This is a genomic window from Bradyrhizobium lablabi, from assembly GCF_018129385.1.
In the GTDB taxonomy this organism is placed as follows: domain Bacteria; phylum Pseudomonadota; class Alphaproteobacteria; order Rhizobiales; family Xanthobacteraceae; genus Bradyrhizobium; species Bradyrhizobium lablabi_C.
Genome location: NZ_JAFCLN010000014.1, coordinates 23,779 through 49,627, shown reverse-complemented (window position 1 = coordinate 49,627; position 25,849 = coordinate 23,779). Strand labels below are relative to the sequence as shown.

At 61.9% G+C, this 25,849-nt stretch carries 28 protein-coding genes; 7 read left to right on the top strand and 21 right to left on the bottom strand.

The features are described 5' to 3' along the window. Positions 1-690: 690 nt before the first annotated feature. Positions 691-876, bottom strand: a complete 186-nt coding sequence (locus tag JQ628_RS23550) for a hypothetical protein (RefSeq protein ID WP_212225752.1) — start codon at positions 874-876, stop codon at positions 691-693. A gap of 304 nt (positions 877-1,180) precedes the next feature. On the opposite strand from JQ628_RS23550, the gene JQ628_RS23545 reads away from it, so the two are divergent. Then, complete coding sequence (locus tag JQ628_RS23545) at positions 1,181-1,804, top strand: helix-turn-helix domain-containing protein (RefSeq protein WP_212225751.1); 624 nt, start codon at positions 1,181-1,183, stop codon at positions 1,802-1,804. 330 nt (positions 1,805-2,134) lie between these two features. Here the strand turns inward: JQ628_RS23545 and JQ628_RS23540 are convergent, their stop codons facing one another. From JQ628_RS23540 to JQ628_RS23515, 6 genes are all read right to left on the bottom strand, one after another. Then, a complete protein-coding gene (locus JQ628_RS23540) occupies positions 2,135-2,488 on the bottom strand; it encodes a hypothetical protein (protein ID WP_212225749.1) in 354 nt (117 codons plus the stop codon). Beyond that, on the bottom strand, positions 2,485-3,057 hold the full coding sequence (locus tag JQ628_RS23535) for an HGGxSTG domain-containing protein (RefSeq protein WP_212225747.1): 573 nt from the start codon (positions 3,055-3,057) through the stop codon (positions 2,485-2,487). Before JQ628_RS23535 ends, JQ628_RS23540 begins: the two co-directional genes overlap by 4 nt. 400 nt (positions 3,058-3,457) lie before the next feature. Beyond that, positions 3,458-5,680 carry an AAA family ATPase gene (locus tag JQ628_RS23530; protein WP_212225745.1) on the bottom strand — a complete coding sequence of 741 codons (2,223 nt, stop codon included), beginning with the start codon at positions 5,678-5,680 and terminating at the stop codon, positions 3,458-3,460. A gap of 9 nt (positions 5,681-5,689) precedes the next feature. After that, positions 5,690-6,199 (bottom strand): hypothetical protein, encoded by a 510-nt coding sequence (locus JQ628_RS23525; RefSeq protein WP_212225743.1) that lies wholly within the window; start codon positions 6,197-6,199, stop codon positions 5,690-5,692. Positions 6,200-6,352: 153 nt separating this feature from the next. Then, positions 6,353-6,580: a helix-turn-helix domain-containing protein gene (locus JQ628_RS23520; RefSeq protein ID WP_212225741.1), complete on the bottom strand. Its 228-nt coding sequence runs from the start codon at positions 6,578-6,580 to the stop codon at positions 6,353-6,355. Positions 6,581-6,865: 285 nt separating this feature from the next. After that, positions 6,866-8,143, bottom strand: coding sequence for an integrase (locus JQ628_RS23515; protein WP_249128294.1), 1,278 nt, complete (start codon positions 8,141-8,143; stop codon positions 6,866-6,868). Between the two features lie 236 nt (positions 8,144-8,379). Here JQ628_RS23515 and JQ628_RS23510 point away from each other — a divergent pair, with 236 nt between their 5' ends. Beyond that, positions 8,380-8,676, top strand: a complete 297-nt coding sequence (locus tag JQ628_RS23510) for a hypothetical protein (RefSeq protein ID WP_212225738.1) — start codon at positions 8,380-8,382, stop codon at positions 8,674-8,676. 89 nt (positions 8,677-8,765) lie between these two features. On the opposite strand, the gene JQ628_RS23505 is transcribed toward JQ628_RS23510, so the two are convergent. Beyond that, positions 8,766-9,398: an aspartate/glutamate racemase family protein gene (locus tag JQ628_RS23505; protein WP_212225735.1), complete on the bottom strand. Its 633-nt coding sequence runs from the start codon at positions 9,396-9,398 to the stop codon at positions 8,766-8,768. Positions 9,399-9,557: 159 nt separating this feature from the next. Here JQ628_RS23505 and JQ628_RS23500 point away from each other — a divergent pair, with 159 nt between their 5' ends. Next, positions 9,558-10,799, top strand: a complete 1,242-nt coding sequence (locus JQ628_RS23500) for a S1C family serine protease (RefSeq protein ID WP_212225734.1) — start codon at positions 9,558-9,560, stop codon at positions 10,797-10,799. 31 nt (positions 10,800-10,830) lie between these two features. On the opposite strand, the gene bchE is transcribed toward JQ628_RS23500, so the two are convergent. The 10 genes from bchE to JQ628_RS23450 form a co-directional block, all read right to left on the bottom strand. Then, positions 10,831-12,357 (bottom strand): magnesium-protoporphyrin IX monomethyl ester anaerobic oxidative cyclase, encoded by a 1,527-nt coding sequence (gene bchE / locus JQ628_RS23495; protein ID WP_212225732.1) that lies wholly within the window; start codon positions 12,355-12,357, stop codon positions 10,831-10,833. A gap of 18 nt (positions 12,358-12,375) precedes the next feature. Then, positions 12,376-13,110 (bottom strand): di-trans,poly-cis-decaprenylcistransferase, encoded by a 735-nt coding sequence (locus JQ628_RS23490; protein ID WP_212225730.1) that lies wholly within the window; start codon positions 13,108-13,110, stop codon positions 12,376-12,378. A 30-nt stretch (positions 13,111-13,140) separates the two neighbouring features. After that, positions 13,141-13,521: a winged helix-turn-helix domain-containing protein gene (locus JQ628_RS23485; protein ID WP_212225728.1), complete on the bottom strand. Its 381-nt coding sequence runs from the start codon at positions 13,519-13,521 to the stop codon at positions 13,141-13,143. Next, complete coding sequence (locus JQ628_RS23480) at positions 13,508-14,125, bottom strand: hypothetical protein (RefSeq protein WP_212225726.1); 618 nt, start codon at positions 14,123-14,125, stop codon at positions 13,508-13,510. Before JQ628_RS23480 ends, JQ628_RS23485 begins: the two co-directional genes overlap by 14 nt. Before the next feature lie 143 nt (positions 14,126-14,268). Further along, positions 14,269-14,628: a DUF1428 domain-containing protein gene (locus JQ628_RS23475; protein WP_212225724.1), complete on the bottom strand. Its 360-nt coding sequence runs from the start codon at positions 14,626-14,628 to the stop codon at positions 14,269-14,271. 26 nt (positions 14,629-14,654) lie between these two features. After that, positions 14,655-15,395 (bottom strand): DUF899 domain-containing protein, encoded by a 741-nt coding sequence (locus JQ628_RS23470; protein ID WP_212225722.1) that lies wholly within the window; start codon positions 15,393-15,395, stop codon positions 14,655-14,657. Positions 15,396-15,410: 15 nt separating this feature from the next. Then, entirely contained in the window at positions 15,411-15,797 is a 387-nt protein-coding gene (locus tag JQ628_RS23465) for an SRPBCC family protein (protein WP_212225948.1), read from the bottom strand. Beyond that, positions 15,755-16,210 carry an ArsR/SmtB family transcription factor gene (locus JQ628_RS23460; protein ID WP_212225719.1) on the bottom strand — a complete coding sequence of 152 codons (456 nt, stop codon included), beginning with the start codon at positions 16,208-16,210 and terminating at the stop codon, positions 15,755-15,757. Before JQ628_RS23460 ends, JQ628_RS23465 begins: the two co-directional genes overlap by 43 nt. A 130-nt stretch (positions 16,211-16,340) precedes the next feature. Next, positions 16,341-16,598, bottom strand: coding sequence for a DUF3551 domain-containing protein (locus JQ628_RS23455; RefSeq protein ID WP_212225718.1), 258 nt, complete (start codon positions 16,596-16,598; stop codon positions 16,341-16,343). A gap of 81 nt (positions 16,599-16,679) precedes the next feature. Further along, positions 16,680-17,657, bottom strand: coding sequence for a Bug family tripartite tricarboxylate transporter substrate binding protein (locus tag JQ628_RS23450; protein WP_212225711.1), 978 nt, complete (start codon positions 17,655-17,657; stop codon positions 16,680-16,682). Positions 17,658-17,793: 136 nt separating this feature from the next. Between JQ628_RS23450 and JQ628_RS23445 the strand changes: the two genes are divergently transcribed. After that, positions 17,794-18,210 carry a VOC family protein gene (locus JQ628_RS23445; RefSeq protein ID WP_212225709.1) on the top strand — a complete coding sequence of 139 codons (417 nt, stop codon included), beginning with the start codon at positions 17,794-17,796 and terminating at the stop codon, positions 18,208-18,210. A gap of 184 nt (positions 18,211-18,394) precedes the next feature. Further along, entirely contained in the window at positions 18,395-19,975 is a 1,581-nt protein-coding gene (locus JQ628_RS23440; protein WP_212225707.1) for an AMP-binding protein, read from the top strand. Between the two features lie 159 nt (positions 19,976-20,134). On the opposite strand, the gene JQ628_RS23435 is transcribed toward JQ628_RS23440, so the two are convergent. The 3 genes from JQ628_RS23435 to JQ628_RS23425 all read right to left on the bottom strand — a co-directional run bounded on the left by JQ628_RS23435 (position 20,135) and on the right by JQ628_RS23425 (position 24,376). Further along, entirely contained in the window at positions 20,135-21,229 is a 1,095-nt protein-coding gene (locus JQ628_RS23435; RefSeq protein WP_212225705.1) for an HD domain-containing phosphohydrolase, read from the bottom strand. 364 nt (positions 21,230-21,593) lie between these two features. Further along, positions 21,594-23,888, bottom strand: a complete 2,295-nt coding sequence (locus JQ628_RS23430) for a xanthine dehydrogenase family protein molybdopterin-binding subunit (RefSeq protein WP_212225700.1) — start codon at positions 23,886-23,888, stop codon at positions 21,594-21,596. After that, positions 23,885-24,376, bottom strand: coding sequence for a (2Fe-2S)-binding protein (locus tag JQ628_RS23425; RefSeq protein WP_212225698.1), 492 nt, complete (start codon positions 24,374-24,376; stop codon positions 23,885-23,887). The genes JQ628_RS23430 and JQ628_RS23425 overlap by 4 nt, the downstream gene beginning before the upstream one ends. Before the next feature lie 323 nt (positions 24,377-24,699). On the opposite strand from JQ628_RS23425, the gene JQ628_RS23420 reads away from it, so the two are divergent. After that, positions 24,700-25,488: an alpha/beta fold hydrolase gene (locus JQ628_RS23420; protein ID WP_212225692.1), complete on the top strand. Its 789-nt coding sequence runs from the start codon at positions 24,700-24,702 to the stop codon at positions 25,486-25,488. Continuing rightward, positions 25,485-25,829 carry a hypothetical protein gene (locus JQ628_RS23415; protein WP_212225691.1) on the top strand — a complete coding sequence of 115 codons (345 nt, stop codon included), beginning with the start codon at positions 25,485-25,487 and terminating at the stop codon, positions 25,827-25,829. The genes JQ628_RS23420 and JQ628_RS23415 overlap by 4 nt, the downstream gene beginning before the upstream one ends. Positions 25,830-25,849 lie beyond the last annotated feature (20 nt).

Sequence of the window (25,849 nt, the reverse complement as noted above, 5' to 3'; positions counted from 1 at the left end):
CGATCGTGCTCGAAGGTGACGCGATTAGGCTGTGCCGAGCGCCCACGTTTTGGCCGCTCAGAAAGGCGGCGCCCGACTGATCGCACTTGACGGGTAATGAAGTACAATAGGCTCTGGGAGTTGGAAAAATCGCTAAGCCGCCGAGAAGCAAACGTTTGTGTGGCTCCGCGATATCCGGATGTATGTCATCGAAAGTTTGGTTGACGCACAATTTTGTATGGGTGTCCGGCGACGTTTCCGCTTACACGTTCGGGCCGTACCCAGGGGGGCGGGTCGCGGACCAGCCACCAGGCGGGCGCGTCGCCGCTGGCGCCAAGCGCCGCGGATCTCAGCATATCGGGTGCGAGCTGCCGCGCGAATCATTCCGCCTTAACTGCACACTGCGCCCTGCTCGGAGGCGCAACAGCAACCAGGCATGCATGGCCAAAGCTTGCAATTATGCCGGCCGGTATGCGCGAATGATTTGCGCCCGATCGCCAGCCCACCGCGGCAGCGGCGGCGCTAAAACGACCGAATGGCATATACTATGCCATTTCAGGCGTTGATATTGCTTGCGTTCGCCGACAACTTTGGGCGCGCCTTGCGCATTTCACGCGATTTGTGCGGCGCAATCACGTCGACATGAGGCTTCCCGCAAGAAAAAGGGCGCTTGTTAAGCGCCCCTTTCATTGCCCCTCGCCGCGGTCGAACTTAGGCGCCGCGGAGTATTTCTTCACACCGCGATCGAACCAGCCCGCTTTCCGTATGTTTGTGATGCACCAGTATTTCGTCCAAGCATTCGAGCACGTCTTCAAATCGGGACTCGGCGCGAGCTGCCCTAAGGTCGATCTCGATTGCGTCAACGAGGTTGAGAGCGCGGCGATCAATGTTGATCATCTGTAGCTTCCTTTCTGTGTCGCGTTCTAGGCGACAAAATATAACCCGGGGCTAGAAACACCAGCTACAGTTGGTCCTCGCACGTCTTTAGGCATTTGCCCTGGACATTCACGCCGAGACCCCGGATCAAAGGTTTGCGTTCCTGTTGCACGGGGTTTCTAGTCCCGCGCAAAGACGATACGGGGCGCTATTTGTGTATGTCAACGCACAGGTTGTAATGCGCGACATGATACAACTTTGGCTTTGACAGCGCTCATTCAACGTCGTTTCATGCGCGGCAGACGTTGAGTCCCGAGGGCAAATTATGCTGCAAAAGGTTTTGCTTGAGAGCGAAGCGGCTGAACTGTTGCGACGCGCGCCGTCGTACATCAAACGCATGCGGCTCGAGCGTCGGTTATCGTATTACAAGGGCCGGCCGGTGACGATCTCCGAAAAAGATCTGCAAATATTTGTTGCCAGCGCCAAGGTCAGGCGCTTCCGGCTGCCGCAAGTCGAGATCAAACGCAACGTAGAGCCCACGAGACCAACTCCTCAGTTTTACTATGCACCGGAGAATGCGGCAGTCCGCCCCTTCAAGCTTCTCACAATCAAGGAAGCTGCCGAAAAATTTGAACGCAAACCGCGCGCGATCCGATACCTTTGCATGGCTGGGCACATTCCTTACATCCTGGGCCGGCCGCCGTTGATCGACGAAAGCGACCTAGCATCTTACCTAGAAGCGCGTCGCAAGGCTCGAGAGAAGTTTACGCCCCCGCCAGCCGATACACCGGAAGGCCGCGCTTTCATCGAAGCCCGGGCGCGGAAGAAGATCCGTCTGAGACGACTGAGGCAATCCATGGCTGGAATTATGCGCGACATCGCGGCCCGGAAGGCGGCTGGAACGTACAAGCCTGGGGGCTTGTCCAAGCGCAAGCCACGCAAGAAATGAGTTTCTAAAAGGCGTGGCAAATTTTCTATTATTGAAGAAATTTTCCATGAGAACTTTGATCTGCCTTGCCCTTATAGCTTGCTTCGTAGCTTGGCTGAATTTTCCTCTCTACTATTTTGTTTGGGGCCCGACGTACGCGAGGCTTCCCCAACACATTCGAATGTCGGCCTCATTCAGCAAGCCAGAGTGCGAATCGCTGGCACAGGATTTTCATCGAGTGGCCCCGAACAGCGGGGTGTTCTGCGAGCGCGTTCCTAGATGGAAGCATTTGTGGAATCTCGCGTTGAACGTCACGTACCAACTTACCGAATTGATGGAACCCAGTAGGCGCTAATCGAAAATGTTTCGTTCGGCCGGCAACATATCGGTTTCCCCTCCTCGTTCTGCGTTCGCCAAGGCGGATTTGGCCTTTTCGTAAGCACGCGACAGTTCTGCGGGTGTCATTTGAGCGAGATCTTTCTCACCGGCAGGATCGTGATTCACGAAAAAGCCCGCAGCGCGAAGCAGCGAGTTCACCGCTGACGCTTTCGCCGCGGCAGGCGCTTTAGGATCGTCGCAAAGCTTCATTGCGGTTTTAACCGCTTTTGCCGCGCCCGTTGTTCGCAAACGATGCAGAAGCTCTTCACGGATGTCCAGTTCGTTCATCCCGTCGAATTCGTCGTTTTCGTCTTCGTCGTCGATCATCCAAATACCCCTTTGTCGGCCTCGATTCGGGCTTCCAACTCGGCAAGCCTTGCCCTGGCAATGCTCAACGCGTCGCGGATCTGAAGCGTTTCAGGGTCTGTCGTCGCCTGAGAAGCCCCCTGAGCGACTAAACGGCGAAGATCCGCGTTCTGGCGCGCCCTCTCGCGTTCGGCGCTCCTCGCGGCCTTGGAAAGGCCAGAGCGATGCGTTCGGTGCCACTCGTCATACGCGGCCCGAGCTTCCGGCGACAGATTGGCCAGCCTTGCAGCCCGCTTCGCCGCGCGTCGTTCTAGGTCGCGCAGCTTTCGATTGAATTTGGCCTCGTCGGCGGGATATTGAACGACATGCCATTGTCGGCCGCTCGGCGTCTTACCGCCATGTATGCCGCAGCGGCCATTTTTCATGGCGGGATTCGCACATGGCTTTCCGTCACGCTTACGCTTGGCGCCGCAGCGCGGCGCGCTCCTGAACTTGCGCAGGTTGGCTTTTGCGCTCTGGCGGGCAATCTCACGAAACGTGCCTGACTTGCGCCACTGATCGAGCTGCGAGGTTTTGCGCCGGCGCGCCATCAGCACCACCCCGCCGATAGGGGCCGATAAAGTATGCCGCGCGCTTCTCTGATCGAGCCTTGATTTCGGCCTCGCTCGCGACCCCAAAACACCAAGGGAGGAAGGCCCGCAGCCACAAGGCGGCGTGCGCCGGGCCTTCCCCCGTAGGGGTGGGACTTTGCAATTCGACTTTGCAGAGCTTTGCAAGCCTGAAAACATTGAACTTTGCAGAGCTTTGCAACACTTTGCCGATTGGAGCTTTGCAACGACTTTGCAATCGACCGAAAATAACGTGGATTCAGATACTTATCTGGGGTCATTGCAAAGTGGATGGGGGACTTTGCAAAGCGCCGGCAGGGGACTTTGCAATTCGAGCCTGTCGCGCCCGCGTATGTCTGAACAGCATACATCCTGATTGCTCCTAATCGAAAACCGCGGCTGGTTGTTCAGCGGTGGGCGGCGGAGCGATCTTCTCCGGCACAACGACATACCCGTGGACCGCCCGCCCGTGCTCGGTGCTGCCGACACGCTGTTCTCGAATGGCCTCGCGGCGTTCCAAGTTGCGTATCGCAGCCACCACCTTGTCGTCAGGAAAAGGTGCGAACCCTTCGGGGTCGAGACCGCGCAGGACCTTGACCGCGTAGTATTGACTGTTCGACGCCATGCTCAGCCGCTCATTCGGGTACGCCATTAACACCGAGACGACGGCCCGCTCGGCAGCCTCGCCTATGCTCACGACCTCCGGAGCGGCCGCTGTACCATCCCGTTGAGCAGCCGGCTGCGAGCCGGCCAGCATTTCGAACGCTCCACGATTGTAGCGCACGATCAATTGCGAGCCCTTCGGCCCGTAGTTGGACTTACGACCTTCGAGCACGCGCGTGTTGCCGCCCTCGGCGCCTTTGGGGTGCTTTAAGTACAGTCGAGACCTGACGGCGTTGTTCCACGCGGTCGACCCAGACGTGCCCTCGCCTGACTGCTTTCCTGCTACGGAAGGATGACCGAGGGCGAGCACCGTGGCGCCGATCTCTTTTCCCAAGCGCCCCAAGACGCCCTTCACGAAGGCGTTCACTTGCACCCGGTCGATTTCGGAGCCGGCGTAGACATCCGCAATCGTATCAACGATGACGACACCCGCGTCAAACTCCTTCGCCGCAGCGACTAGTTGATGCCACACGGGCTGCAGCTTTAGGGCGCCTGTCTGACGATCCCACAACGCGAACACGTTGTCAGAATGCTTGCGGCAAATGAAGCGGAGGCCGGTCAGCTCAGTAAAGTCCACGCCGAGCGCGCGGTTGATGTCGATCTGCCGGCGAAGCAACTCATCTTCACTATCTTCGCAGAAGAAGCCCATGACCCGCGACGGTTGCGTGGCCTGGCCCAGCCACGGCCGTCCCGTTGCGGCACATGTGGCAAATTGCATCGCAAGCAGCGATTTGCCGACACCGCCGTCGCCGTAAAGCAACGTCACTTCGTCCTTTGGCATCCAGCCGTCGACGATCCATTCTCGCGGCCGCGCTTGTTGCCCCGACCAGGCGGTGGGGTCGATTATGATCAGCGGCTCAACTTCCCGCGCGGTGGTCGCCGGGGCAAGCGGTGGCGCGAACAGGCTTTGAGGCTCGTCAGGGACTTCATCGAACCACAGGTCGACGCGGCGAAAATCTTTTGGCGCGTGCTGCTCCGCCAGCTCGTATATTTTTGACGCGCCCACGCGAAACGGAGGCTTGAACCTCTTCCACTCCGCTTCGATGTAATCCGGGGTGTTGCCTGGCTCGACCGGCTTGCCGTTTTCGGTCCAGCGCGCCGACCATTCGGAGAAGATTTCAAACGCCTCTTCGGGGTGGTCCTGGAGCGCGCCTTTGATCGCATAGCCGAAGTCGCGCCAGCTTTCGCGCGTCGAAAATGCTTCGCTCGTATTCGGTGTGGCCGTCACGGCCTTGCGAACCGTTTCGAGATCACCCTTGAGAGATTTTTGATCGACCGTTGTAGTCGCCCCCTCGGTGACGATCGGCTTGGCCGCCGGCAAAATGGAGCGCAGTTCGTTCAGTAGGTCGACGAGTTGCTGCGGCGTGAAGACCGGAAGCTGGTTGAACGGAACGAGCGGGAAAGGCCAAGTGTATATCTTGTCGGTTTTCGGGTGCAGGCCGGCGAATACTGCCTGGCGGCCTTCGGTGAGGATCTCGACGCGTTCGTTGTCGCCGAAATCGAGCCTGACATACTTCATCGGGCCTGTAATGCGGCACAGATAGCCCGCCTTTGGATAGTTTCCAATTCTACAAGGTAGCTTTCCTAGCTTCTGCGCGGTGATTGTGAGGATCAGTCCGGCATGAGTCTTGTTGAGCGTGTCAGCGTCGATAAACGCGAGGCCGAAGCCCATCTTGACTCCAATGCTTGCGCCCATGCGCTGCCAGCGCGCGAGATCATCGAGCGTTGTTTCGTGCTTGATCCAATCGAATGATCTCCACTTTCCGTCAGTGCCGCAAACTCCTGGCGTTTTGCCACGACCGTCTTGCGTCGTGTCGATCCGCTTGAATAACGTAGAGTGCTCGCTGATCTCCACCTTCGGCGGAATTATTGGAAGCAGGTTGCGATAACCAAGTTGCCACAGAGCCTCAAAAGTGAGCGGCATTATGATTGGGGCGTTCATTGCAAATTCCTAGGCGCAGCCGGCAACGTGGCCGGACGCACGAGCCCAAGCAGGCCATGGGAAAACGGCGGCGCGGACGCGACACTTCAGGCGCTTTCGCGTGGTGCCCGCGGAATCTATCGCGATAGCGATGACGGGTACTTCACCGCTAACCGCGAGTTGGGCCAGCTTGGCTCTGAACTCCGGGCAGAGGAATAGAATGCCGCCAACAGATGCGGTTGCTTGGTTATTCCATGCTGGAACGCCACGTCGAAAGCTTTTGCGAGCTCGACGACTCCATTCAGCCCAGCCGTGACAGACGGCTTCGGAAAGCTGCTTCTCGGTGACAGGCAACGCGCATACCACCAAAGCCTGCGCGATCTCGTCGACGCGCAACTCCGTTAGCAACACTCGATCGCCCCACTGCGTGTCGCCTACTGCGATGACGACGCGCTCTCGGTCGACGGCAAATAGCTTGTCATACCGTGGCTGAGCCATGGTCGCATCGATATGCCGTCCGATTTTCTCGAACACCGGCATCAAGCCAGCCAACTGCTGTCTGTAAGGTTCGCAAGCCGTACGAATGGCGCTCAGACCTGGGCCTCCAATCGAGCCCGGTGTGCGCTTCGGAGCGGTTAACTTGGACAGCCGACACGCGTCATTCTGCAATGAGGTCTTCACTGCTGAGGCCGCTTAGCTGTGCGAAGCTCGTGCGATCTCTTTGCGTCTAGCGCGCGCTTGTTCGCCGCGCCTTCGCGGGGTCCAAGCCTTCGCGGTGTTCAGCAGCAGGATCAAGCTTTCCGTGGCAACCAACGTTCGACCGCCAAACTCGCGCAACGTCAATTTGCCTTCGTCTGCAAAGCGATACAGCGTTGCCGGCGACACGCCAGCGATCTCAGCGGCGATTTTGAGCTGGAGCATCGGCCGATCGCGCCAAGGCGTGTATTCGTGGGACGAAGACGGTGCGCTTACTGCACTAACCTGGTTACGAGTCACGGGATTTGCACTCCTGAAGAGGGAGACAAGACTTGTCGCTTCAGGCACACATCAACTCAGGCAAATCAGGCAAATCGCGACCCCGAACTTATCTTCTAGAATCTCTATATTGTCAATAACGTGTTGAAAACACTGGATGAAATGGCATACAAACGACATACTGCGGCGCCGAATTTCCTTTGATCCTTGAGCGCTTTGCGCACACTGCCGCTACTCAGCGGCCTGCAAATTAACGGACGTTAGCGCGATTATTGAACGGCGCGTAATGTCCTCTGTGACTTCGACGATATACGCGGCGTAATGCTTTTCGATCATCTCGACCGAAGTGTCGTGCAGAGCGGCCACGAGCCGTACAGGAAGATTCTTTTTCAGGGCGCGAACAATAGAGCTGTGACGCAGCGAATACATCACGGCGCCCGCCGGCAAGCGCGCTCTATGAACCACCGCCGCCCACTGCTCTTCAGCCTCGTAGGCCTGCCCCAGCGGCCGGAGCCGATCGCGTTCCCATTCTAGCCGCCCCTTTCGCTTGTAAGCCCAACGCCGAAGCAAAAACTCATCTGGCGATCGACGACAGATCCGTATCAAGGCGCCTATCGTTTCGCGCCCAACAGGTACCGCGATATCAGGCTTTGCTTTCCTGCTTCGTCCCTTCTTCGAAGCTGGCACCATGATCCGCGACTGTGCTTTTTGCACGCTTCGCACTTTCATAGCGCCAAGCTGCGAATAGCGCGCTCCGGTCACGGCCAGGAGCAAGACAACATACCCGAAGTCCTCGTCGACTTCGAACGCTGCACTCACGGCAGCCCTTACCTGTTGATCGGTCAACAGGACCTTCGGGGCCGAGGCCTCTTCGATTTCGACCGCTCGCGTTCCGAGTTTTATCTCAAGCGACAGAGAGGCCGGCAACTCGCGTCGATGTTTCTCGACTGCGCGGTTAAGTGCCGCCCGAAGATCGTTCTGCAATCGGTTAATGGAAGTCTTCGCAAGATCCCAAGGCAGGCCCTCTCGCCAAACGTCAAAATCCGCAACGCGTAGCTTGGAAAGACGGATGCTGCTGAACTTCTCATTTGCAAGAACGTGGAGATCGAGACGGCTCTTTGCGTTGCCGCCGGTCGACTTCGAACGCGCCTCTCGGTACGAGATATAGTTGATGACCGCCGATTTGACGGTAGGCGCCTTTGCAAGCGGGTCGGTCCCATCTTTGTTGTCAGCGATTTCGGCCTGCTGTTTCGCCCACGTCAGAGCGGCAGCGGAGGCAGCAGCAAATGAGAGCGCCCCAAACGGCGCGTCGCGATCATCTGCAACACCAAGACGCTCTTCGACCCGCACGCCGTCGAGCGCGAACTTCGCAATCCAAGAGCCCGGGCCTCGCGCGGGCTTTCGATAGCCGAGACTGACGCCGCCGCGGCCGCCCGAGATACCTTGCCAAAAGGGATTTTTACGCGAGCTTAGCCTTGCACGTTTTGCCGCGGTGTCGATATTGTACACGCGTCCCCTCATCCCACATAGGGTCCCACACATAGGCCAATGATGACCAGGATGTCAGTGAAAGGAAAGCGCTTCGTTTCAATATGTTATAGTCATCCCGGACATCCATGAGTGGCGTCCTTTTGCTCTCCGAAGGCAAAGGTCACACGTTCGAATCGTGTCGGGTGCGCCATCGATCAGCCGCCGGCCATACGCTTCCGACATCACCTTCTCCTTCCAGCATCGAGTGACCCTGAATGGCTGACGCCGACCTCGTAACCGTGATCCGTCAAACCGCAAAGGTTCAGAGCAAGACCCTGATGGAGGCTGCCAGGAAGCAGCACGGCCAGTTGATGGCAAAGGCAGCTTCCGCCAAGAGCAAGGAAGCCAAGGCGCGGTTCAAGCTGATGGCCAAAAGCACCATGGAGCATGCAACCGCAACCGCAAAACGATTGCGGAATTCGGCGGAAAACGCCGCCGACAGTTATGCGCGGGCGGTCAAGAAGGCGCTGGACGTGCCGGCCAAGAAGCCCGCCAAGGCGAAAGAGGATTGATCCTCGGCCCGCTTGTTTGAGCATGATTTCCGCGCAAACGCTTCGCGTTTGACACAGGGAAAACCGGTTCCCACTTTCCGGATCATGCTCTATCGCAACAGCAACTCCTTCAGCTTCATCACCGCGCTGTCCGGCGTGGTGAGCACCGGTCTTCCCGCCACCTCAGCCACCTGTGCCGCCGCGGGCGCCATGCTGTATTGGGCGAGCGCGATCAGGTCGCAGTCGCGCAAATCCTTCGACGCCTCGATGACAATGCGGTCATGCTCCGCCCGGTCGCCGCGATCGAGCGCGGCGAGTGCACCTTCGGCCAATTTCGGAACGATCTCGATGAACGCCGGAAATTCCCCCGGCATCGACGCAAGGGTCGGCGCGAAGGTCGAGAGCAGGCCGACCTTGCGGCCCTTTGCAGCAGCCTGCTCGATCATCGCCTCGTTCGGCTTCAGCACCAGCATCGGCGCCCGTTCGCGGGCAACGGCCTCGATGCAGGGTCCGAAGGCCGAGCAGGTGAACAGGATCGCATCCGAGCCGGTGCCGGCCGCATAGCGCCCGAGCTTTTGGAAGCGCCCGGTCATCGCGTCCGTGAGCGCGCCATCGCGCGCCAGATCGGCCGACAGGCTGTCGTCGAGCAGGTTCATCAGGCGCGCGTCGGGCCACAGTCTTGCGAAGGAGGCCTCGATCGGCATGATCGAATGTTTCAGGGCGTGGATCAGGGTGATGCGCATGCTGCTTAGTCTGGTGGCGATGACGTTGGTGTCAACCCTGCCTTTTGTGACCGCTGAGGCACGTCATGAGCGCATTCGTCATCTGATCGGTTAACGACTCCCGGTTGCGTCAGCAGGGTAGAAACCCGTAAGATGCAGCCATAGGGTTGAGGGCGGGTCATGTTCAAGTCGATTGTCGCATCGTGTCTTTTTCAGATCGCCATTGTCACGGTTGCATACGCGGCGGGACCGTTCGGCACGATCCGTGTCGGAAACTGGATTGGCGGGGCCTATACCGACGACAACGGAGCGTTCTCGCACTGCGCCGCCGGCTCCGATTACGCCAGCGGCGTATCGCTGATCGTGGGGCGGAATGCGAACAATGGCTGGCTGCTGGGTTTTGGCAGCCCGCGGTTCAATTTCACCAAGGGCAGCACCACTCCGATCGACGTCACCTTCGACGGCCAGTCGCAGGCGCGGCTGTTTGCGACCGCCAATTCGCCGTCGCTCACCACCGCCATCCTGCCGCCGAACGTCGCGCGTGACTTTCAGAAAGCCAGCCTGATGGTGGCGGTGGCCGGCGGCACGCCCTTGCAATTCAACCTGACTTCGACGGCCCCATTGCTTGCGGCGCTCGCCAATTGCGTCACAAGGGTCAAGGCTGACGGCATCGCAAAGGCCGGCGACTTCAGCGCCGCAAAACCGGTGGCAGCGAAGCCGGCCGATACGCCTGATGCAGCGGGATCGGGAAAGCCGAAGACTTATGGCAAGACCGGCACGGGTTTCGCGATCAGCGCCAACGGGCATGTCGTCACCAACCATCACGTGGTCGACGGCTGCACCGGCGACATCAAGGGCAACCTGACCGGCGAAGCGCCGATCAACCTGCGGCTCGTGTCGGGCGATGAAACCAATGATCTTGCCTTGCTGCAAGCGCCGGCAGGCTCGTTCAAGGAGTTTGCGAAGATCCGGGAACGCTCGATCCGCTCCGGCGATTCCGTCGTCGCGATCGGCTTTCCCTACCACGGCCTGCTGACGTCGGACTTTACGGTGACGACCGGCATCGTGAGTTCGCTGAGCGGCCTGTTCAACAACACCCGCTTCCTCCAGATCAGCGCCGCGGTCCAGCCCGGCAACAGCGGCGGGCCGCTGCTGGACACCAACGGTCAGGTCGTCGGCATGGTCGCGGCAAAGATCAACGCGCTGAAGATTGCCAGGGCCACCGGCGATATTCCGGAAAACATCAATTTCGCGATCAAGACCGGCGCGATACGCGACTTCCTCGACAACAGCGTCGTTCCCTATCAGGTCGCGGAACCGAAGGGCGAGATGAAGACGCCCGAAATCGCCGGCGCGGCGCGCGCCTTTACGCTTCTCATTTCCTGCACCGCGACCGAGAAGACCGCGAGCGCCAAGCGCTGACGCCGCCGCGTCGCGGATCGGCCACGGCCTGTCACGCCGCCTGTCTTGTGCCGACCGGCCGCTCCGGCCGGGAGGACGACATCGATTCCTCCTCGCCATCCTGCGGCGCGCCCCAGAACTCGGCGACGGTCGGGCCGTTCACGGTCAGTCGATCGAGCAGGAAGCCGAGGATTTCGTGCGGCCAGACGCGGCGCCCCATCTGGGTGTACCAGCGCATCGCGTGACGCAGGCCGGCATCGCGCTGGAACAACACCCGCCAGATCGCCTTCGGCCGGCATTGCAGCACCATCTCGGTGAACTTGAACCAGAGCAGCACGCGCCAGGGCGGCATGTGCCGCGTTGCCAGCACCTGATGCTTGTAGTCCCAGCGCCGGCGGTCGGTCTGGATCACCCGGCGCTGCGCGGCCAGCCTGAAATACGGCGTCCAGCGGTGCGGCGTGACGTACAGCAGTTGAACCTGATCGGGGTCATACGACAGTAGCTGACGCAATCCACGCCAGTGGTCGCGGTCGGTTTCTTCCTCGAAGCCGACCACCCAGGTCGCCATCGAGAGAATGCCGTGTTGGCGCATCAGGCGGATGGCCTCGCGGTCGGTCGTGGTGGTGGCGCCCTTGCGGATCAGCTCCAGCGTCTTCTCGTCGGTGCTTTCCATGCCGAGCAGGAAACGCTGCCAGCCTGCTTTCTTGTAGAGGTGCAGGATATCGGCATCGCGCACGATGTCGTCGGCGCGGGTCGAGCCGACCAGGATCAGGTCGACATTTTCCGCGATCAGCGCTTCGAGGAAGGCCTTCCAGGCCTTCTTCGAGACAGTCGGATTCTCGTCGGCGAAATTGATTACCTTGACGCCGTGCTCGCGGTGAAGACGCGCCAGCTCCTTGGCAAAGCGGACAGGATCGCGGTGCCGCCACCGGGTCCAGAAGCCGCGCTGGCCGCAATAGTTGCACAGATGCGGACAGCCGCGCGAGAACTGCACCACCGCCGCACGCAGGCCGCCCCAGTAGCTGTATCTGCCATGATCGATCAGCTCCCAGCCGATCCGGTAAGCGTCGAGATCGCGGATGACAGCCGCCGGCCGCGTCGCGCGCGGCCCGTTGGCGTCGCGATAGGCGATACCGTCGACGCCGGCGAGGCCGTGACCGAACTCCAGGGCGCGCATCAGGCGGCGGGCGGTTTCCTCGCCCTCTCCGCGCACGATGGCGGTGATGTAGGGCTCACCGGCGAGAATCTCGCGCCAATGATAGGTGGGAAACACGCCTCCATACACGATCAGCGTCTGCGGCAGCGTTGCGGCGATGGCGGAGGCGATCTCGGCGATCACGGGATGACCGGAGGTCGAGCCGGAATGGCCGAACAGCACGGCATCGGGGCGGAACGCGATCGTCTGTGCGACGATGTCTTGCTTCGGCATCGGCCCGAACTCGCCATCGATCAGCCGGACTTCGTGGCCGTCGTCGATCAACGGACCTCCGATCGCGAGCAATCCGAGCGGCGGCAGGTGATCGTCGGGAATGCGGCTGCCAATCGCAGGATGCGGCACATTGATGAGGAGGATGCGCATCGACGGATGCTCCCGCGGCTACAGGCTCGGAACGTCGGCGGAGGCGATCGCCCGCAGACCGCCAAAGCGGCGCTCGCGGCGATGGAAGCTGCTCAGCGCTTCAGCCAGATCGTCCGCGCAAAATTCCGGCCACATCCGGTCGGTGAAGTGCAGTTCGGCGTAGGCGCTTTCCCAGAGCAGGAAGTCCGACAGCCGTTTCTCGCCACTGGTCCGGATGACGAGATCAACGTCGCGCAAGCCGGCCTCGCCGGTGATGAGTTGAGCGAGCTTCTCGCGGGTGAGATCGGCCGTGCCCGCGGCCTTGACGGCAGCATTCAGGATTGCGTCACGCGCCGAATAGTCGATCGCGATGCGAAGATGCAATGCGTCGCCAGCGGCGGTAGTGGTTTCGGCATCGCCGATCGCTTGCGCCAGTCCGCCGGGAAGCCGGTCGCGGCGGCCGATCACGGTCAGGCGCACGCCGTTACGCGCGAGGCTGTCGATCTCTTTGTCGAGATAGGAGCGCAGCAGAGCCATCAGCCCGCTCACTTCGGCCGGCGGCCGGCGCCAGTTGTCGCTGGAGAACGCATAGAGCGTCAGCGTACCGACGCCTTGATCGGGCGCGGCCTCGACGACGCGGCGGATCGCCTCGACGCCCGCCTCATGGCCGCGCAGGCGCGACAGGCCCCGCCGCGTCGCCCATCGTCCGTTACCGTCCATGATAATGCCGACATGCAGGCGCGCGTTCAGTTTGGAAGATAGATTACTTTGCATTGCAAAGTCTCCGATCAAAAAAGGAGTTGGTCAGGTCGGCAGGATGCCCAGGCGTACCGACCGCGCGTCTTCCTTGCCCGCAGCCTTGGCGGCGTCGCGCACAAGGCGTTCGAGCACGGCGAGATAATCCAGGAACCGGCGGCGGCCAGCCTTGGTCAGGCGGCAACTGGTGTGTGGACGGTTGCCTTCATAGCCTTTGATCACGTCGACAAGGCCCGCTTCCTGTAGCACCTGCAAATGCCGACTGAGATTGCCGTCGGTGAGGCCGCAGAGCTGCTTGAGGTCGGCAAAGCTGAGGCCTTTTGGATGCGCCATCAGGGAGGTCATCAGTCCCAGCCGTGCTTTCTCGTGAATCACGCGGTCAAGCCCGTCATAAGAGAAAGGCGCATTGCCGCTTTCAGTCTTCGGCATCGTCATCTCCCGAGGCAAAGTGCAAAAGCGCCGCCATCAGCAATTGTCCAACCGCAAACGGCAAGCCCATCGTCCACGGCGACAGCGCATGAGTCTGGCTCGCCAGCAGCAGCACGACGAAACCCGCGACAAAGTACCAGGCGCCGGCCAGCGCCACCGTCCGCGGCAGCGAGCGCACCGACGCGAAAATCCCGAGACCGACCAGAAGCTGCCAGAAGCCGGGCAGCATCCACAGCGTTTCCGGCGCGATTTTCCAGAGCATGAAGGCCAGTAAGGCGCCCGCGACGCCAGCGGGCAGGAACTGCCCAACCGCCTGATAGACCATCGCGTCGGCCAGGCCGGAATGATGCCGCTGCGACCGCGCTCGCATCTCTACCCAAATCAAGATCGTGGACAGCAGGGCCGCGGCAGCCCAGGTCGCGAGGAACGTGAGAGGTTCAGAGGTCGGATCGGCGAGCCACTGATATTGCAGGGCGGCGGTCAGCAAAGCGACGCCGCCGGTCGCCGCAACTGTCGCCGGGCCGTAGCCGCGAAACGCGGTGCCAGCCGCAATCTGGCTGCGGATAGCAAGGATATCGTCCAGGGCCTTGTCGAGATCGCGCATCGGCGCTCCTAGCTTTGTATTGCAAAGCATACGGAGACGCAAAGTCGAAGCAAGCCGAGAATTTCAGGTATTTTCTTGCAGATCTTGTGCAGCCGCCGCGGCAAGCGCGGCAGCGCGTGCAACGGTGTGACGCCGCGGCGGGCTTACACCTTCACCAGGTTCGTAAAGCCGCCGTAGATCATCCGCTTGGAGTCGAACGGCGACTTCTGTCCGGTCATCATCTTTGCGAGGCGCGGATCCTTCATCACCTTGGCATTGATCTTGTCGCGCTGGGCGCGCGACTTGTAGGTGATCCAGGCGAACACCACGGTCTCGTTCGGCTTGCGCTTGACCGCACGCGGAAACGAGGTGAGCTTGCCGACCTTGACGTCATCGGCGACCCATTCGCGATAATCCAGCGCGCCGTATCCGCGCCAGATCTTTCCGCAAGCGGTCGATAGTTTGCGATAGGCGGCGATGTTCTTCTTGGGAACCGCGACGATGAAGCCGTCGACATAGGCCATGCTTTATCCTTCTTGCTGTTCTGCCGTCATTGCGAGCGGCAGCAAGATGCCTGATCCGGTGCAGGTTGGTACTGGTCACGTAGCCGCACCCAATCCATCGGATAGGGCAGGCCCTCCTCATGACGCCCGAGCGGCGTCAGGTCGAGATAGTGATAAGCGGCGTTCATCATGTCGAGGCCGCGCGCGAAACACGAATAGGTGTGAAAGATCGCACCCTGCCCGTCGCGATAGAACACGCTGATGCCGGGCGCCTCCTCGCCGCCAAAACCGCTGGTGCCGAAATTGTAGCGCTGATGGCCGTCCTTGATCTCGTCCGATGTAAACGAGACCGCAAAGTCATAGTTGAAATCGCTTCCGCCCGACGAGAACCAGTCGAACGTCCAGCCCATCCGACGCTTGAACGCCTCGAGTTTTGCCAGCGGCGCACGCGAGACCGCGACCATGGCGGTGTCGCGGGCGGCCAGATGCGGGATCATGCGCTCGAACCCGTCGGCCCAGAACGAGCAGCTCTCGCAGGCGGCGTCCCAGTCGGGCGCGAACATGAAATGCTGCACCACGAGCTGGCTCTGGCCCTTGAACAGATCTGCGAGCGAGGCCTTGCCGCGCGGCCCATCGAACACATAGTCCTTGTCGACCTTGACCCATGGCAGCGCGCGGCGCTCCTCGTTCAGCCGTTCGCGGGCGCGGGTGAATTCCTTCTCATGCGCCAGATGGGCTTTGCGGGCGGCGAGCCATTCCTCACGCGAGACGACGTTGTGCGGTTGCATGGGCGGCTCCTCCCCTCAGGCGAGATAGTTTTCCAGGCTGCCGAAAAGCTGGATCCAGCCGCGCTCGTGATTGTCGCGCGCGCTCTGGTCGAAGAACTGCTCGTGGTGGAAGGTGAGCAGCGTCGCGGCGCCGTCGGGCTTGAGCTCGATCCTGACCAGCGACTCGCGCTCGGGCGTCGAATGCCAGGCCCAGCTGAACTCGAGGCGCCGGTTCGGCACCACCTCGCGGTAGACGCCGCCGACCTCGGAATATTCACCGCTCTCGTGCACAAAGCTGATGCGGTAGCGGCCGCCGACGCGCACATCCATCTCGGCCTTGAGCGTGCCGGGCTTGATTTTGGACGGCCCGAACCACTGCACTAGTTTTTCCGGCTCCGCCCAGGCGGCGTAGACTTTTTCGATCGATGCGTTGAACCGGCGCGTGAGGGTGAGGCTTGGCCGGTTGGCAAGGCCTGTATCGGCTGCGGCGCGGGATGGGTTGGCCATGGGTTTTCCTCCACAAAGGCGGCAAGGCGGTCGAGGTTTTCGGACCAGAAGCGCGCGTAGCGATTGAGCCATTCCATCGCCTGCTCCATCGGTCGTGCGGTCAGCCGGCAGGAGACCACGCGGCCGGCTTTTTCACGCGTCACAAGGCCCGCATCCGACAGCACGTCGAGGTGCTTCATGATCGCGGGCAGCGACATCGCGAAGGGTTTGGCCAGTTCGCTCACCGAAATGGCGTTCCGCTCGCCGAGCCGCGCCAGCAAGGCACGCCGGGTCGGGTCGGAAAGCGCGGCAAAGGTGCGGTCGAGCGTGTCTTCCTGATACTTAACCATGTGGTTTAGTATAGAGAGGGCCGGCCTGGAGTCAAGCCGACAGGCCCACAAATGCGTGAAGGCCCGCCGCCTTTCGGCAACGGGCCTTTTTCAGTTGCGCCGATCGCGACCGGCCCGGCGAAACGTCAGATCAATAGTCTCTATGGTACCGGATGCGCGGCTGCTGCCGCGCAAAGGCGACACGCGGATTGATATTGCAGTAGAGGGCGCGTCCTGAAGCACTCGCCTGGCATTGGGCATAGGTCTGGTAGGAACAGTCGCCGGGAACGCCGATGCCGCGGCCTTGCAGGCAGTAGGGATAGTCATAAGCCGCGGCCGGCGCGGAGCCGGCCACGCTTGCGACGCCGGCTGCTGCCAGCGTCATCATTGCGAACATTATCTTGCGCATGCCTTTTCTCCTTTGAGAGCGTGTCGCCTTGACCGCAAAACAACACGCAGCATGAGAAGGTTCCGTGAGCTAGGTCACGGTCTATTCTACCTTCTGGATGCCGGCACCCTCGATCACTTTTTTCCACTTTTCCGTTTCCGCGACGATCATGGCGCCGAACGCCTCGGGCGTGCCGATCAGCGGCTCGCCACCGAGCTCGGTCAGGCGCGCCTTGATCGCCGGTTCGGCCAGCACCGCGTTGACCTCCTTGTTGAGCTTTTCGATGATTTCCTTAGGCGTGTTCTTCGGCGCGCCCATGCCGAACAGCGCGCTTGCCTCGTAGCCCGGAATGGTGTCGGCGAGCACCGGCACGTCGGGCAGCAGCGGAGACTTCGCCGTCGAGGTGACCGCCAGCGCCCGCAGGGATCCGGAACGGATGTGCTGGAGCACGGAGGGCATATTGTCGAAGATCACCTGGACCTGGCCGGCGATCAGGTCGGTCAGCGCCGGCGCCGCGCCGCGGTAGGGCACATGCTGCATCTTGGCGCCCGACATCGCCATGAACATTTCGCCGGACAGATGCACCGAGGTGCCATTACCGGACGAGGCGAGATTCACCTTGCCGGGATTGGCCTTCACATAGGCGATGAACTCGGCAACGGTTTTTGCCGGCACGTCCTTGTTGACGGTCATCACGTTCGGCACGCGGTTGAACGCCGCAACCGGCGCGACGTCGCGAGGGACATTGAACTTGAGGTTGGCGTAGAGCGAGGTGTTGATGTAGTTCGCCGGGTTCACCAGCAACAGCGTGTAGCCGTCGGGCTCGGCATTGATGACCGACTCGGTGGCGATGTTGTTGCCGGCGCCGGGCTTGTTCTCGATCACGAATTGCTGGCCGAGTCTTTCCGACAGGCGCTGGCCGATCAGGCGCGCGATGATGTCGGTAGCGCCTCCGGGCGGATAGCCGACCACCCATTTCACCGGCCGGGTTGGATAATCCAGCGCCATCGCGCTGCCGAGCGGGGCTGCGGCCGCGACCGAGAGCGCGAACAGGCCAATGGCGGAACGGCGTGAAATCATGAAATTTTCTCCCTGCGAACCGGATGCGAGGCCCGGCCCTTGTCTGTTGAATTCGCAACGCGCGGCGTTGTAACAAACCTCCTTAGGGGCGGCCAGTGCGACAGAACGGCCGAAGGCCACGACGAAAGGATAAGCCATGTCCGTGAAGGTTAATGCGCTCGATCATCTCGTGATCAACGTCGCGGACGTGGAGCGTTCGGCAAAATGGTACGCAACCATTTTGGGCATGGAGATCCGGGTGTTCGATCCCGGCCCGGGCAAGACGCCGCGGACTTCTCTCGTATTCGGCAACCAGAAGATCAATGTGCGGCCGCGTGACGCCGACAAGGTGGAATGGTTCACCGCCGACCACGAGACCCCCGGCAGCGACGATCTGTGCTTCCTCACGTCGAGCACGCCGGAACAGGTGGTGGCGCATCTTCGGGCGAATGGCGTGAAGATCGAGGAAGGCCCGGCGGCCAAGCAGGGCGCCCGCGGCACGCTGCGCTCGGTCTACTGCCGCGACCCTGATGGAAGTTTGATCGAGATTTCATCGTATGAGGGGGAAGCGTAGCCTCTCCTCCGTCATTGCGAGGAGCGCAGCGACGAAGCAATCCAGCTTTCTTGTCGCGGCGCAGGAAGCTGGATTGCTTCGCTTCGCTCGCAATGACGCCGAGGGATTTGCCCCCCGCGCGATCCAATGGCAAAACTGTTTCCACAAGATCAAAAGCGGCCAGCAAGGCTGCGCGGGAGGAAACATGAGCTATTCACAGCCGGCGCCGGGCATCGTCGGACCGTTTGCCGGGCTTGACGTGCCGTGGCTGCTGCGGATGCGGGCCGAGACGCGGAAGGAGCATCCGTTCCTGATCTGGGCGCCGTTCGACGCGCCCTCGCGAAAATGGTCTTATGGCGAATTCCATGAGCGGGTGGGCGCGCTCGCCGCCGGGCTTGCGAAGCGCGGCATCAGGCCGGGCGAATATGTGCTGATCCATCTCGACAATTGCATCGAGGCGATGCTGGCCTGGTTCGCCTGCGTCGAGCTGGGTGCCATCGCGGTAACCACCAACACGCGCTCGGCCGCCGCCGAGATGGAGTATTTTGCCGGACATTGCGGCGCAGTCGCTGCGATCACGCAGCCGGCCTATGCCGAACTGGTCGCGGCGAGCTGCAAGGGCCTGCGCTGGATGGCGGTGATTTCGCATGACGCGGGCGCAGCACCCGCGAGCGCGCCCTCGCGCGGCGACAGTTTTGAATCGCTGTTTGCGGATAGTGCCGACCGGCCGCGGCGGGCGATCGATCCCTTCGCGCCGTGCAGCGTACAATATACTTCCGGCACGACGTCGCGGCCGAAGGCGGTGCTGTGGACGCATGCCAACGCGCTGTGGGGCGCCAAGATCAATGCCGCGCATGAGGATTTGCATCATGGCGACGTGCACCAGACCTATCTGCCGCTGTTCCACACCAACGCCCTGGCCTATTCGATGCTGGCGACGCTATGGGTCGGCGCTTCTTGCGTGATCCAGCCGCGGTTTTCCGCCAGCCGGTTCTGGCCGACGGCGCTGGAGCACGGCTCGACCTGGACCTCGACCATTCCCTTCTGCATGAAGGCGCTGCTCGAGCACGAAGTGCCGAGGCACCACCAATTCCGGCTCTGGGGCACCGCCATCAACGAGCCGCCGGCGTTCGCTGCATTCGGCATCAAGATGATCGGCTGGTGGGGCATGACCGAGACCATCACCCACGGCATCGTCGGCGAGGTCGACCAGCCGAACATCCCGATGTCGGTCGGCCGCGCCGCACCGGAATATTCGATCCGCATCACCGGTGACGACGGCACGCCGACGAACGTCGGCGACACCGGCAATCTCCTGATCAAGGGTATTCCCGGCCTGTCGCTGTTTGCCGAATATCTGCACAACGAAAAGGCGACGCGCGAAAGTTTTGACGAGCACGGCTATTTCATCACCGGCGACCGCGTCACGATGCTGGAGAACGGCTTCATCAGGTTCGGCGACCGCGCCAAGGACATGCTGAAGGTCGGCGGCGAGAATGTCGCGGCGTCCGAGATCGAGCAGGTGATCGCCGTCGTCCCCGGCGTGCGCGAGGCCGCCGTGGTGGCCAAGAAGCATCCGATGCTGGACGAGGTGCCGGTCGTCTTCATCATCCCGCAGGACGGCGTCGCAAGGCTGCCGGCCAATCTGCACGACACCGTGATGGCCGCCTGCAAAAGCTCGCTCGCCGACTTCAAGGTGCCGCGCGAGATCCGCTTCGTCGACGACATGCCGCGCTCCACGCTGGAGAAGGTGGCGAAGGCGGAGCTGCGGAAGATGCTGGGGTGATGCGCTCGCGCCAATCTCTCCTCCGTCATTGCGAGCCAACGGGTCGCGCGAACGCGCGCCCGATGACAGGCTCCGCGAAGCAATCCAGCTTTGCCGCACCAAGAAAGCTGGATTGCTTCGTCGCTTCGCTCCTCGCAATGACGGCGGAGGGGCCTGCGCTTAATAATGCCCGAAGGCCACCGGGCGAAACGCCTGTAGGAGGTGCTTGTCGAGTTTGCCGTCCATCTTCTCCATTTCGGAGAACGCCTTCACATGGGTGAATTGCAGGCGGTAGGCGCGCTTCTCCACCAAAGCGGCGTAGATATCGACGATCGTGGTCAGGCGTACGATGTCGCTGATCTGGCTGCCGGAGAGGCCGTTCGGATAGCCGGTGCCGTCGAGGAATTCGTGATGGTGCAGGATGACGTCGAGCATTTCCGGCGGGAATCCGCCTTGGGCCGAGAGCGCGTCATAGCCACGGCGCGGATGCTCGCGAATGACGGCTTTTTCCTCCTCGGTTAGGTCGCCCGGCTTGTCGAGGATCTCGACCGGCATGAACGCCTTGCCGACGTCATGCAGCAGCGCCGCACGCGCGAGCCGGCGCTGGTCGTCCTCGCGCATGCCGAGATGCTGGGCGAACGACACGGCAAAACCCGTGACGAACAGGCAATGGCGATAGGTTTCGTTGTGATGGCAGCCGACCGTGGTCAGCCATTCCCGCAGTGAAGAATGCCTGATCGCTTTCAGGATCTTGTTCTCGGCGGCGACGATGTCGTCGAACTTCAGCGGCTCGCCGGCCGGCAGCTTTTCAAAAATCTTGACCATCACGGCGTGCGCGGCCTCGACGCCGCGGTTCAGCGCCTTGCCGCGGTCGGTCTCGTCATAGCCGCTGGAATCCGGGAACGCCGCGCGGACGCGCTGCATGATGGCCTTGGCGTCGAACGGGCGCGAGATCGTGTCGGTGGCGCCGAGCGCCCAGGCCTGCATGGTGGCGTGATGCAGTGCATCGGCCAGCACGAACAGCCGCGGCGTCTCGCGATAGGCCTGCTTGCTCAGCTTGTTGCGCACGAGCTGCACGCTCTCCGGCGAGCGCAGGTTGATGTCGACCACGACGCCCGACAGCCCGGTGGGCGCATCGGGAATATCCGATGTGGCGACCGTCTCGACCTGGCCGAGGTTCTGCAAGATGCTGGCGAGCTCGACGCTCTGATCGCTGCGGTCCGATGCCAGCAGCAGGCGGCGTTTGGTCGAAGTGTTGTTGGCGGAAGCGGACATGGATCCTCGGGGCGCGTAGCCGACGGCGTGAGCGATGCCTGACGCTACCTGAGGAGGTGTTCCCTTGTGCTTAAGGGAGATGATGAACGGAGATGCAGCGCGGTCGTTAGAATTTTAAGGATCGCCGCCGCCACACACACGGCCGTCATCATCCGCGAAGGCGGATGATCCAGTATCCCAGAGGCCGTTGTTGCCTGAACGAGAGGCCGCGGCGTACTGGATGCCCGCCGGAGCCTGTCATCGGGCGCGCATTCGCGCGACCCGTTGGCGGGGCATGACGAGGAGTGTGGGCGACACTCCCCGCACAAAAAAATCCGCCGGAGAACGTCTCCGGCGGATCGTTGTTATCAGCCTTCGAGGCGCCCTACGCCTTCATGCCCGCCTTCACCGCTTCCGCCGTGATCGGCAGCGCGCGCACGCGGGCACCGCAGGCGTTGAAGATGGCATTGCCGATCGCCGGCGCGACCACCGTCACCGCCGGCTCGCCGACGCCGGTCGGCTTGTCGCCATTGGCGATGACGTTGACCGCGACTTCCGGCATCTGGCTCATCCGCAGCGGCGTGTAGGTGTCGAAGTTGGTCTGCTCGATGCCGCCGTCCTTCAGCGTCGCCTTCTCATACATGGCGAGCGAAAGGCCCCACAGCGCCGCGCCCTCGACCTGGGCGCGGATATTGTCGGGATGCACCTGCATGCCGACATCGGTGGCGACCGTCAGCTTCTTGACCTTGACTTCACCGGACGGCGCCACCGCGACATGGGCTACACACGCGGTCCAGCTCGCGGTCGCACGCTCCTGTGAGGAGACGCAGGCCACGCCCATGCCCTCGCCCTTCGGCAGCTTGACCGTGCCGTAGCCGGCCATGCCCATCGCGGCGAGCAGGGTGTTGCGCAGCTTTTGCGCGCCGCCGTCGTTCTTGCCCTTGCCGTCCAGCATCGCAATCCGGTACAGCGCCGGATCCTTGCCGGACGCATGAGCAAGCTCGTCGATCATGCTTTCGACCGCCCAGAACGTCCAGCCCGGCGCGACCGAGCGCAACTGGCCGGACGGGGTGGCGTTGTGCGCCATCTCGTTCTTGATCGCGCGGACATTGTGATTGGGCACGGAGTAGAAGAAGTCTGCGCCATTCACGGTGAACGCGTCGAGCGGGCCCTTCTTGTCGACCGAGGGCGACAGGAAGTCGGGAATCCCCCAGCGCGCGGTCGGCCAGGCCGAGACCACGTCATGGTTGAGCGCGACCAGCTTGCCGTCGCCGTCGAGCCCGGCCTTGACCTTTTGATAGGTGAGCGGGCGCGAATAATCCATGGTCATGTCGTTTTCGCGGCTGTAGATCACCTTGACCGGCTTGCCGACGGCCTTTGCCGCCTGCACCGCCGGCACCATCATGTCGGCGTCCAGACGCCGGCCGAAGCCGCCGCCCAGCCACATCTGGTGCATCACCACGAATTTCGGATCGATCCCGGCGGCACCCGCCGCGATCGCGCCAGTGCGGGTCGCGAACTGGTTGCCGGAATAGATATGCAGGATGTCGCCCTTGAACTCCGCGGTGGCGTTCATCGGCTCGAGCGGCGCGTGAATGTTGATGTTGGTGGTGTATTCCGCCTCCATCACCTTGGCGGCCGTGCCGAGGGCGGCGGCCGTATCGCCGTCCTTGACGAAGAACTGGCCGGAATCGTCGAGCGCCTGTAGCCGTTTCGCCTCGGCGAGCAGCGACTCGCTCGACAGCTTTGCGTTCGGCCCGTTGTCGTAGGTGATCTTGAGCGCCTCCGCCGCTTTCGCCGCGTTGGCATAGGTGTTGGCGACCGCCACCACCCAGCCGGTGGTACTGCCGGTCTTGTCGTCCAGCGCGATCGCCTTGATGAAGCCCGGCACTTTTTTCGCGGCGCTGTCATCGACCGACTTCACGGTGGCGCCGTAGCGCACCGGCGGCGTCACCACCTTGCCGTAGGCCATGCCCGGCAGCATCACGTCGATGCCGTATTTTGCCGTGCCGTTGGTCTTGGAGGGGATGTCGAGCTGCGGCACCGAGACGCCGATCATGGTGTATTGATCCGGCGTCTTCAGCTTGATGGCCTTGAGCTCATCCGGCGTGAAGGTCTTGGTCGCCTTGCCGCTCTTGACGACATCGGCAAAGCTCATCTGCTTCTTCGACTTCGGATGCGAGATCGTGGAATCGCGCACCACGAGTTCGCCTGCCGGCACGCCCATCGCGGCGCTGGCGGCCTCGGTCAATGCAATGCGTCCCGCAGCACCGGCGCGGCTCATCGCATCGAAATTCATCATGGTCGACCAGCTTCCGCCGGTGATCTGCGCACCGAGCACGGGGTCGTTGAACTTCGGATCATTCGAGGCGAGCTGCACCCGCATGTCCTTCCAGTTGGCGCCGAGCTCCTCGCAGACGATCTGCGCCATGGTGGAGGCGATGTGCTGGCCCATGTCGGCCTTGCCGCAGGTCACGGTGACGAGGCCATCCGGCGCGATCGAATACCAGACACTGGGATCGAATTTGGACGGCGCGGCGAGCGCCTGGTCCGCTCCCAACAGGCCGGGAACGGCCGAATAGCCGAGCGCGAGACCGGCGGCGGCGGACGTGCCGACGAGAAACGAGCGGCGGCTGAGATCGGTGGCTTGATTTTCGGCTGGCTTCACGTGCTTGTTCATGTGGGCCTCCGCTCGGTGCCGGCGTTGGACGCGGTGCGCATGTCGGCAGCGGCGCGCATGATCGCCTTCTGGATGCGCGAATAGGTCATGCAGCGGCAGAGATTGCCGTCCATATGCGCGACCACTTCTTCTTTGGTCGGATTGGAATTCTTGGCAAGCAGGGAAGCTGCCTGCATGATCTGGCCGGACTGGCAGTAGCCGCATTGCGGCACCTGCTCGAGGATCCACGCCTTTTGCAGCGGATGATCGCCCTTGGGGCTGAGCCCTTCGATCGTGGTGATCTTTTTTCCGACGGCATCGCCGAGCAAGGTCTGACAGGAGCGCACCGCTTCGCCGTTGAGATGGACCGTGCAGGCGCCGCAGAGGCCCGCACCGCAACCGAACTTCGTGCCGGTCATCTGTAACTGTTCCCGGATGACCCAAAGCAGCGGCGTATCGTTGGCCGCTTCGACGGACATATTCCGCCCGTTGATATTAAGGTTGGGCATTTCCTCTCCCCTTCCGGTGTCGGATGCCGCTTACGGCGGCAACTCACGTTCGGGATGGCTGGCGGCCCACCGGGTAAGCGGCCAGTTGGCCGCGGAGCATGATCCCGTTTCCGACTAGAGGCAATTCAATTTGGAATCGGTCGAAGAGAATAAAATTTTGACGGCTGACCTTGTGCGTTGCGGCAAGCCCTTGTCACAGGTGTGTCAATGCAATGTTCTGGGGTGGGCGGCCTCCTACATTTGCGCATTTCCCAACCGCCGAGGGATCGCGGTATGCTCGAAGCAACCGCTGAAAATGCCGAGGAAGGGCCAAGGGAAACACGATGCCAAAACTCAATCGTGACGGGGTCGACATCTACTATGAGGTGCATGGCAGCGGACCGCCGCTGATCCTGACCCATGGCTACTCGTCGACCTCTGCGATGTGGCAGGGCCAGATCGCCGCGCTATCGAAGCATTACAAGCTCGTGCTTTGGGACATGCGCGGCCATGGCCAATCCGATTATCCGGAAAATCCGGCGCTCTATAGCGAGGCGCTGACGGTCGCGGACATCGCCGCGCTGCTCGACGCGGCCGACGCCGACAAGGCGATCGTCGGCGGGCTTTCGCTCGGCGGCTACATGTCGCTGGCGTTTTATCGCACGCACCCCGAGCGCGTGCGCGCGCTGCTGATCATCGATACCGGCCCCGGTTTCAAGAAGGACGATGCGCGCGATGCCTGGAACAAGCGCGCGCATGAGACCGCCGACCGGTTCGACCGCGAGGGGCTTGCGGTGCTGAAGTCGCTGAGCGCCGAGCGCGCCAGCGTGACCCATCGCGACGCCACCGGGCTGGCGCGGGCGGCGCGCGGCATGCTGACCCAGCGCGACGCCAGCGTGATGGAGATATTGCCCCACATCAAGGTGCCGTCGCTGGTCGTGGTCGGCGCCGACGACACGCCGTTCCTCGCCGCTTCCGATTACATGGCCGCGAAAATTCCTGGCGCGGAGAAGGTCGTGATCCCCGCGGCCGGTCACGCCGCCAATATCGACCAGCCAAAGGCATTCAACGACGCAGTGGTGTCGTTCCTCGATAGACTCGATACGAGACAGCAGCAGAAGGCGGCGTCATGAAAATCATCGCCGCCGTTTCCTTGTTGCTGACCGCCGTGGCGACACAAGCGGGCGCGCAAGGCCTGCCGCCGATCGGCGGCCCCTACCCGCCACCATTCACCGAAACCCTGTCAAACAACATTCCGCTGTCCTTTGGCATGGACGCGCAAGCAGCCGCCACCGCGCTCGGCGTGCCGCTGAATTACGTCCGCGGCCGTCCGGGCGACGAAATCTTTCTCGCCTTCCGCGACGTCGGCGGCAGCGGGCTGTTCTTCAAGAAGGACCGGCTCTATCTGCAATTCCGCAAAGGACGCCTGGCCGGCTGGAAGGGCGACTGGGGCCACAACTGGATGTGGCAGTAGCTTCCTCATCTCTTAGACAA

Excerpts from the sequence above, each read along its gene's own strand:
- JQ628_RS23535 (WP_212225747.1), bottom strand. The coding sequence starts at position 3,057 with ATGGCGCGCCGGCGCAAAACCTCGCAGCTCGATCAGTGGCGCAAGTCA.
- JQ628_RS23425 (WP_212225698.1), bottom strand. The coding sequence starts at position 24,376 with ATGCCCAACCTTAATATCAACGGGCGGAATATGTCCGTCGAAGCGGCC.
- JQ628_RS23485 (WP_212225728.1), bottom strand. The coding sequence starts at position 13,521 with ATGCCGAAGACTGAAAGCGGCAATGCGCCTTTCTCTTATGACGGGCTT.
- JQ628_RS23480 (WP_212225726.1), bottom strand. The coding sequence starts at position 14,125 with ATGCGCGATCTCGACAAGGCCCTGGACGATATCCTTGCTATCCGCAGC.
- JQ628_RS23520 (WP_212225741.1), bottom strand. The coding sequence starts at position 6,580 with ATGCTCCAGCTCAAAATCGCCGCTGAGATCGCTGGCGTGTCGCCGGCA.
- JQ628_RS23540 (WP_212225749.1), bottom strand. The coding sequence starts at position 2,488 with ATGATCGACGACGAAGACGAAAACGACGAATTCGACGGGATGAACGAA.
- JQ628_RS23415 (WP_212225691.1), top strand. The coding sequence starts at position 25,485 with ATGAAAATCATCGCCGCCGTTTCCTTGTTGCTGACCGCCGTGGCGACA.
- JQ628_RS23510 (WP_212225738.1), top strand. The coding sequence starts at position 8,380 with ATGGCTGACGCCGACCTCGTAACCGTGATCCGTCAAACCGCAAAGGTT.
- JQ628_RS23490 (WP_212225730.1), bottom strand. The coding sequence starts at position 13,110 with ATGCAAAGTAATCTATCTTCCAAACTGAACGCGCGCCTGCATGTCGGC.
- JQ628_RS23505 (WP_212225735.1), bottom strand. The coding sequence starts at position 9,398 with ATGCGCATCACCCTGATCCACGCCCTGAAACATTCGATCATGCCGATC.
- JQ628_RS23450 (WP_212225711.1), bottom strand. The coding sequence starts at position 17,657 with ATGATTTCACGCCGTTCCGCCATTGGCCTGTTCGCGCTCTCGGTCGCG.
- JQ628_RS23550 (WP_212225752.1), bottom strand. The coding sequence starts at position 876 with ATGATCAACATTGATCGCCGCGCTCTCAACCTCGTTGACGCAATCGAG.
- bchE (WP_212225732.1), bottom strand. The coding sequence starts at position 12,357 with ATGCGCATCCTCCTCATCAATGTGCCGCATCCTGCGATTGGCAGCCGC.
- JQ628_RS23460 (WP_212225719.1), bottom strand. The coding sequence starts at position 16,210 with ATGGTTAAGTATCAGGAAGACACGCTCGACCGCACCTTTGCCGCGCTT.
- JQ628_RS23435 (WP_212225705.1), bottom strand. The coding sequence starts at position 21,229 with ATGTCCGCTTCCGCCAACAACACTTCGACCAAACGCCGCCTGCTGCTG.
- JQ628_RS23420 (WP_212225692.1), top strand. The coding sequence starts at position 24,700 with ATGCCAAAACTCAATCGTGACGGGGTCGACATCTACTATGAGGTGCAT.
- JQ628_RS23455 (WP_212225718.1), bottom strand. The coding sequence starts at position 16,598 with ATGCGCAAGATAATGTTCGCAATGATGACGCTGGCAGCAGCCGGCGTC.
- JQ628_RS23440 (WP_212225707.1), top strand. The coding sequence starts at position 18,395 with ATGAGCTATTCACAGCCGGCGCCGGGCATCGTCGGACCGTTTGCCGGG.
- JQ628_RS23475 (WP_212225724.1), bottom strand. The coding sequence starts at position 14,628 with ATGGCCTATGTCGACGGCTTCATCGTCGCGGTTCCCAAGAAGAACATC.
- JQ628_RS23430 (WP_212225700.1), bottom strand. The coding sequence starts at position 23,888 with ATGAACAAGCACGTGAAGCCAGCCGAAAATCAAGCCACCGATCTCAGC.
- JQ628_RS23500 (WP_212225734.1), top strand. The coding sequence starts at position 9,558 with ATGTTCAAGTCGATTGTCGCATCGTGTCTTTTTCAGATCGCCATTGTC.
- JQ628_RS23545 (WP_212225751.1), top strand. The coding sequence starts at position 1,181 with ATGCTGCAAAAGGTTTTGCTTGAGAGCGAAGCGGCTGAACTGTTGCGA.
- JQ628_RS23530 (WP_212225745.1), bottom strand. The coding sequence starts at position 5,680 with ATGAACGCCCCAATCATAATGCCGCTCACTTTTGAGGCTCTGTGGCAA.
- JQ628_RS23525 (WP_212225743.1), bottom strand. The coding sequence starts at position 6,199 with ATGCCGGTGTTCGAGAAAATCGGACGGCATATCGATGCGACCATGGCT.
- JQ628_RS23445 (WP_212225709.1), top strand. The coding sequence starts at position 17,794 with ATGTCCGTGAAGGTTAATGCGCTCGATCATCTCGTGATCAACGTCGCG.
- JQ628_RS23470 (WP_212225722.1), bottom strand. The coding sequence starts at position 15,395 with ATGCAACCGCACAACGTCGTCTCGCGTGAGGAATGGCTCGCCGCCCGC.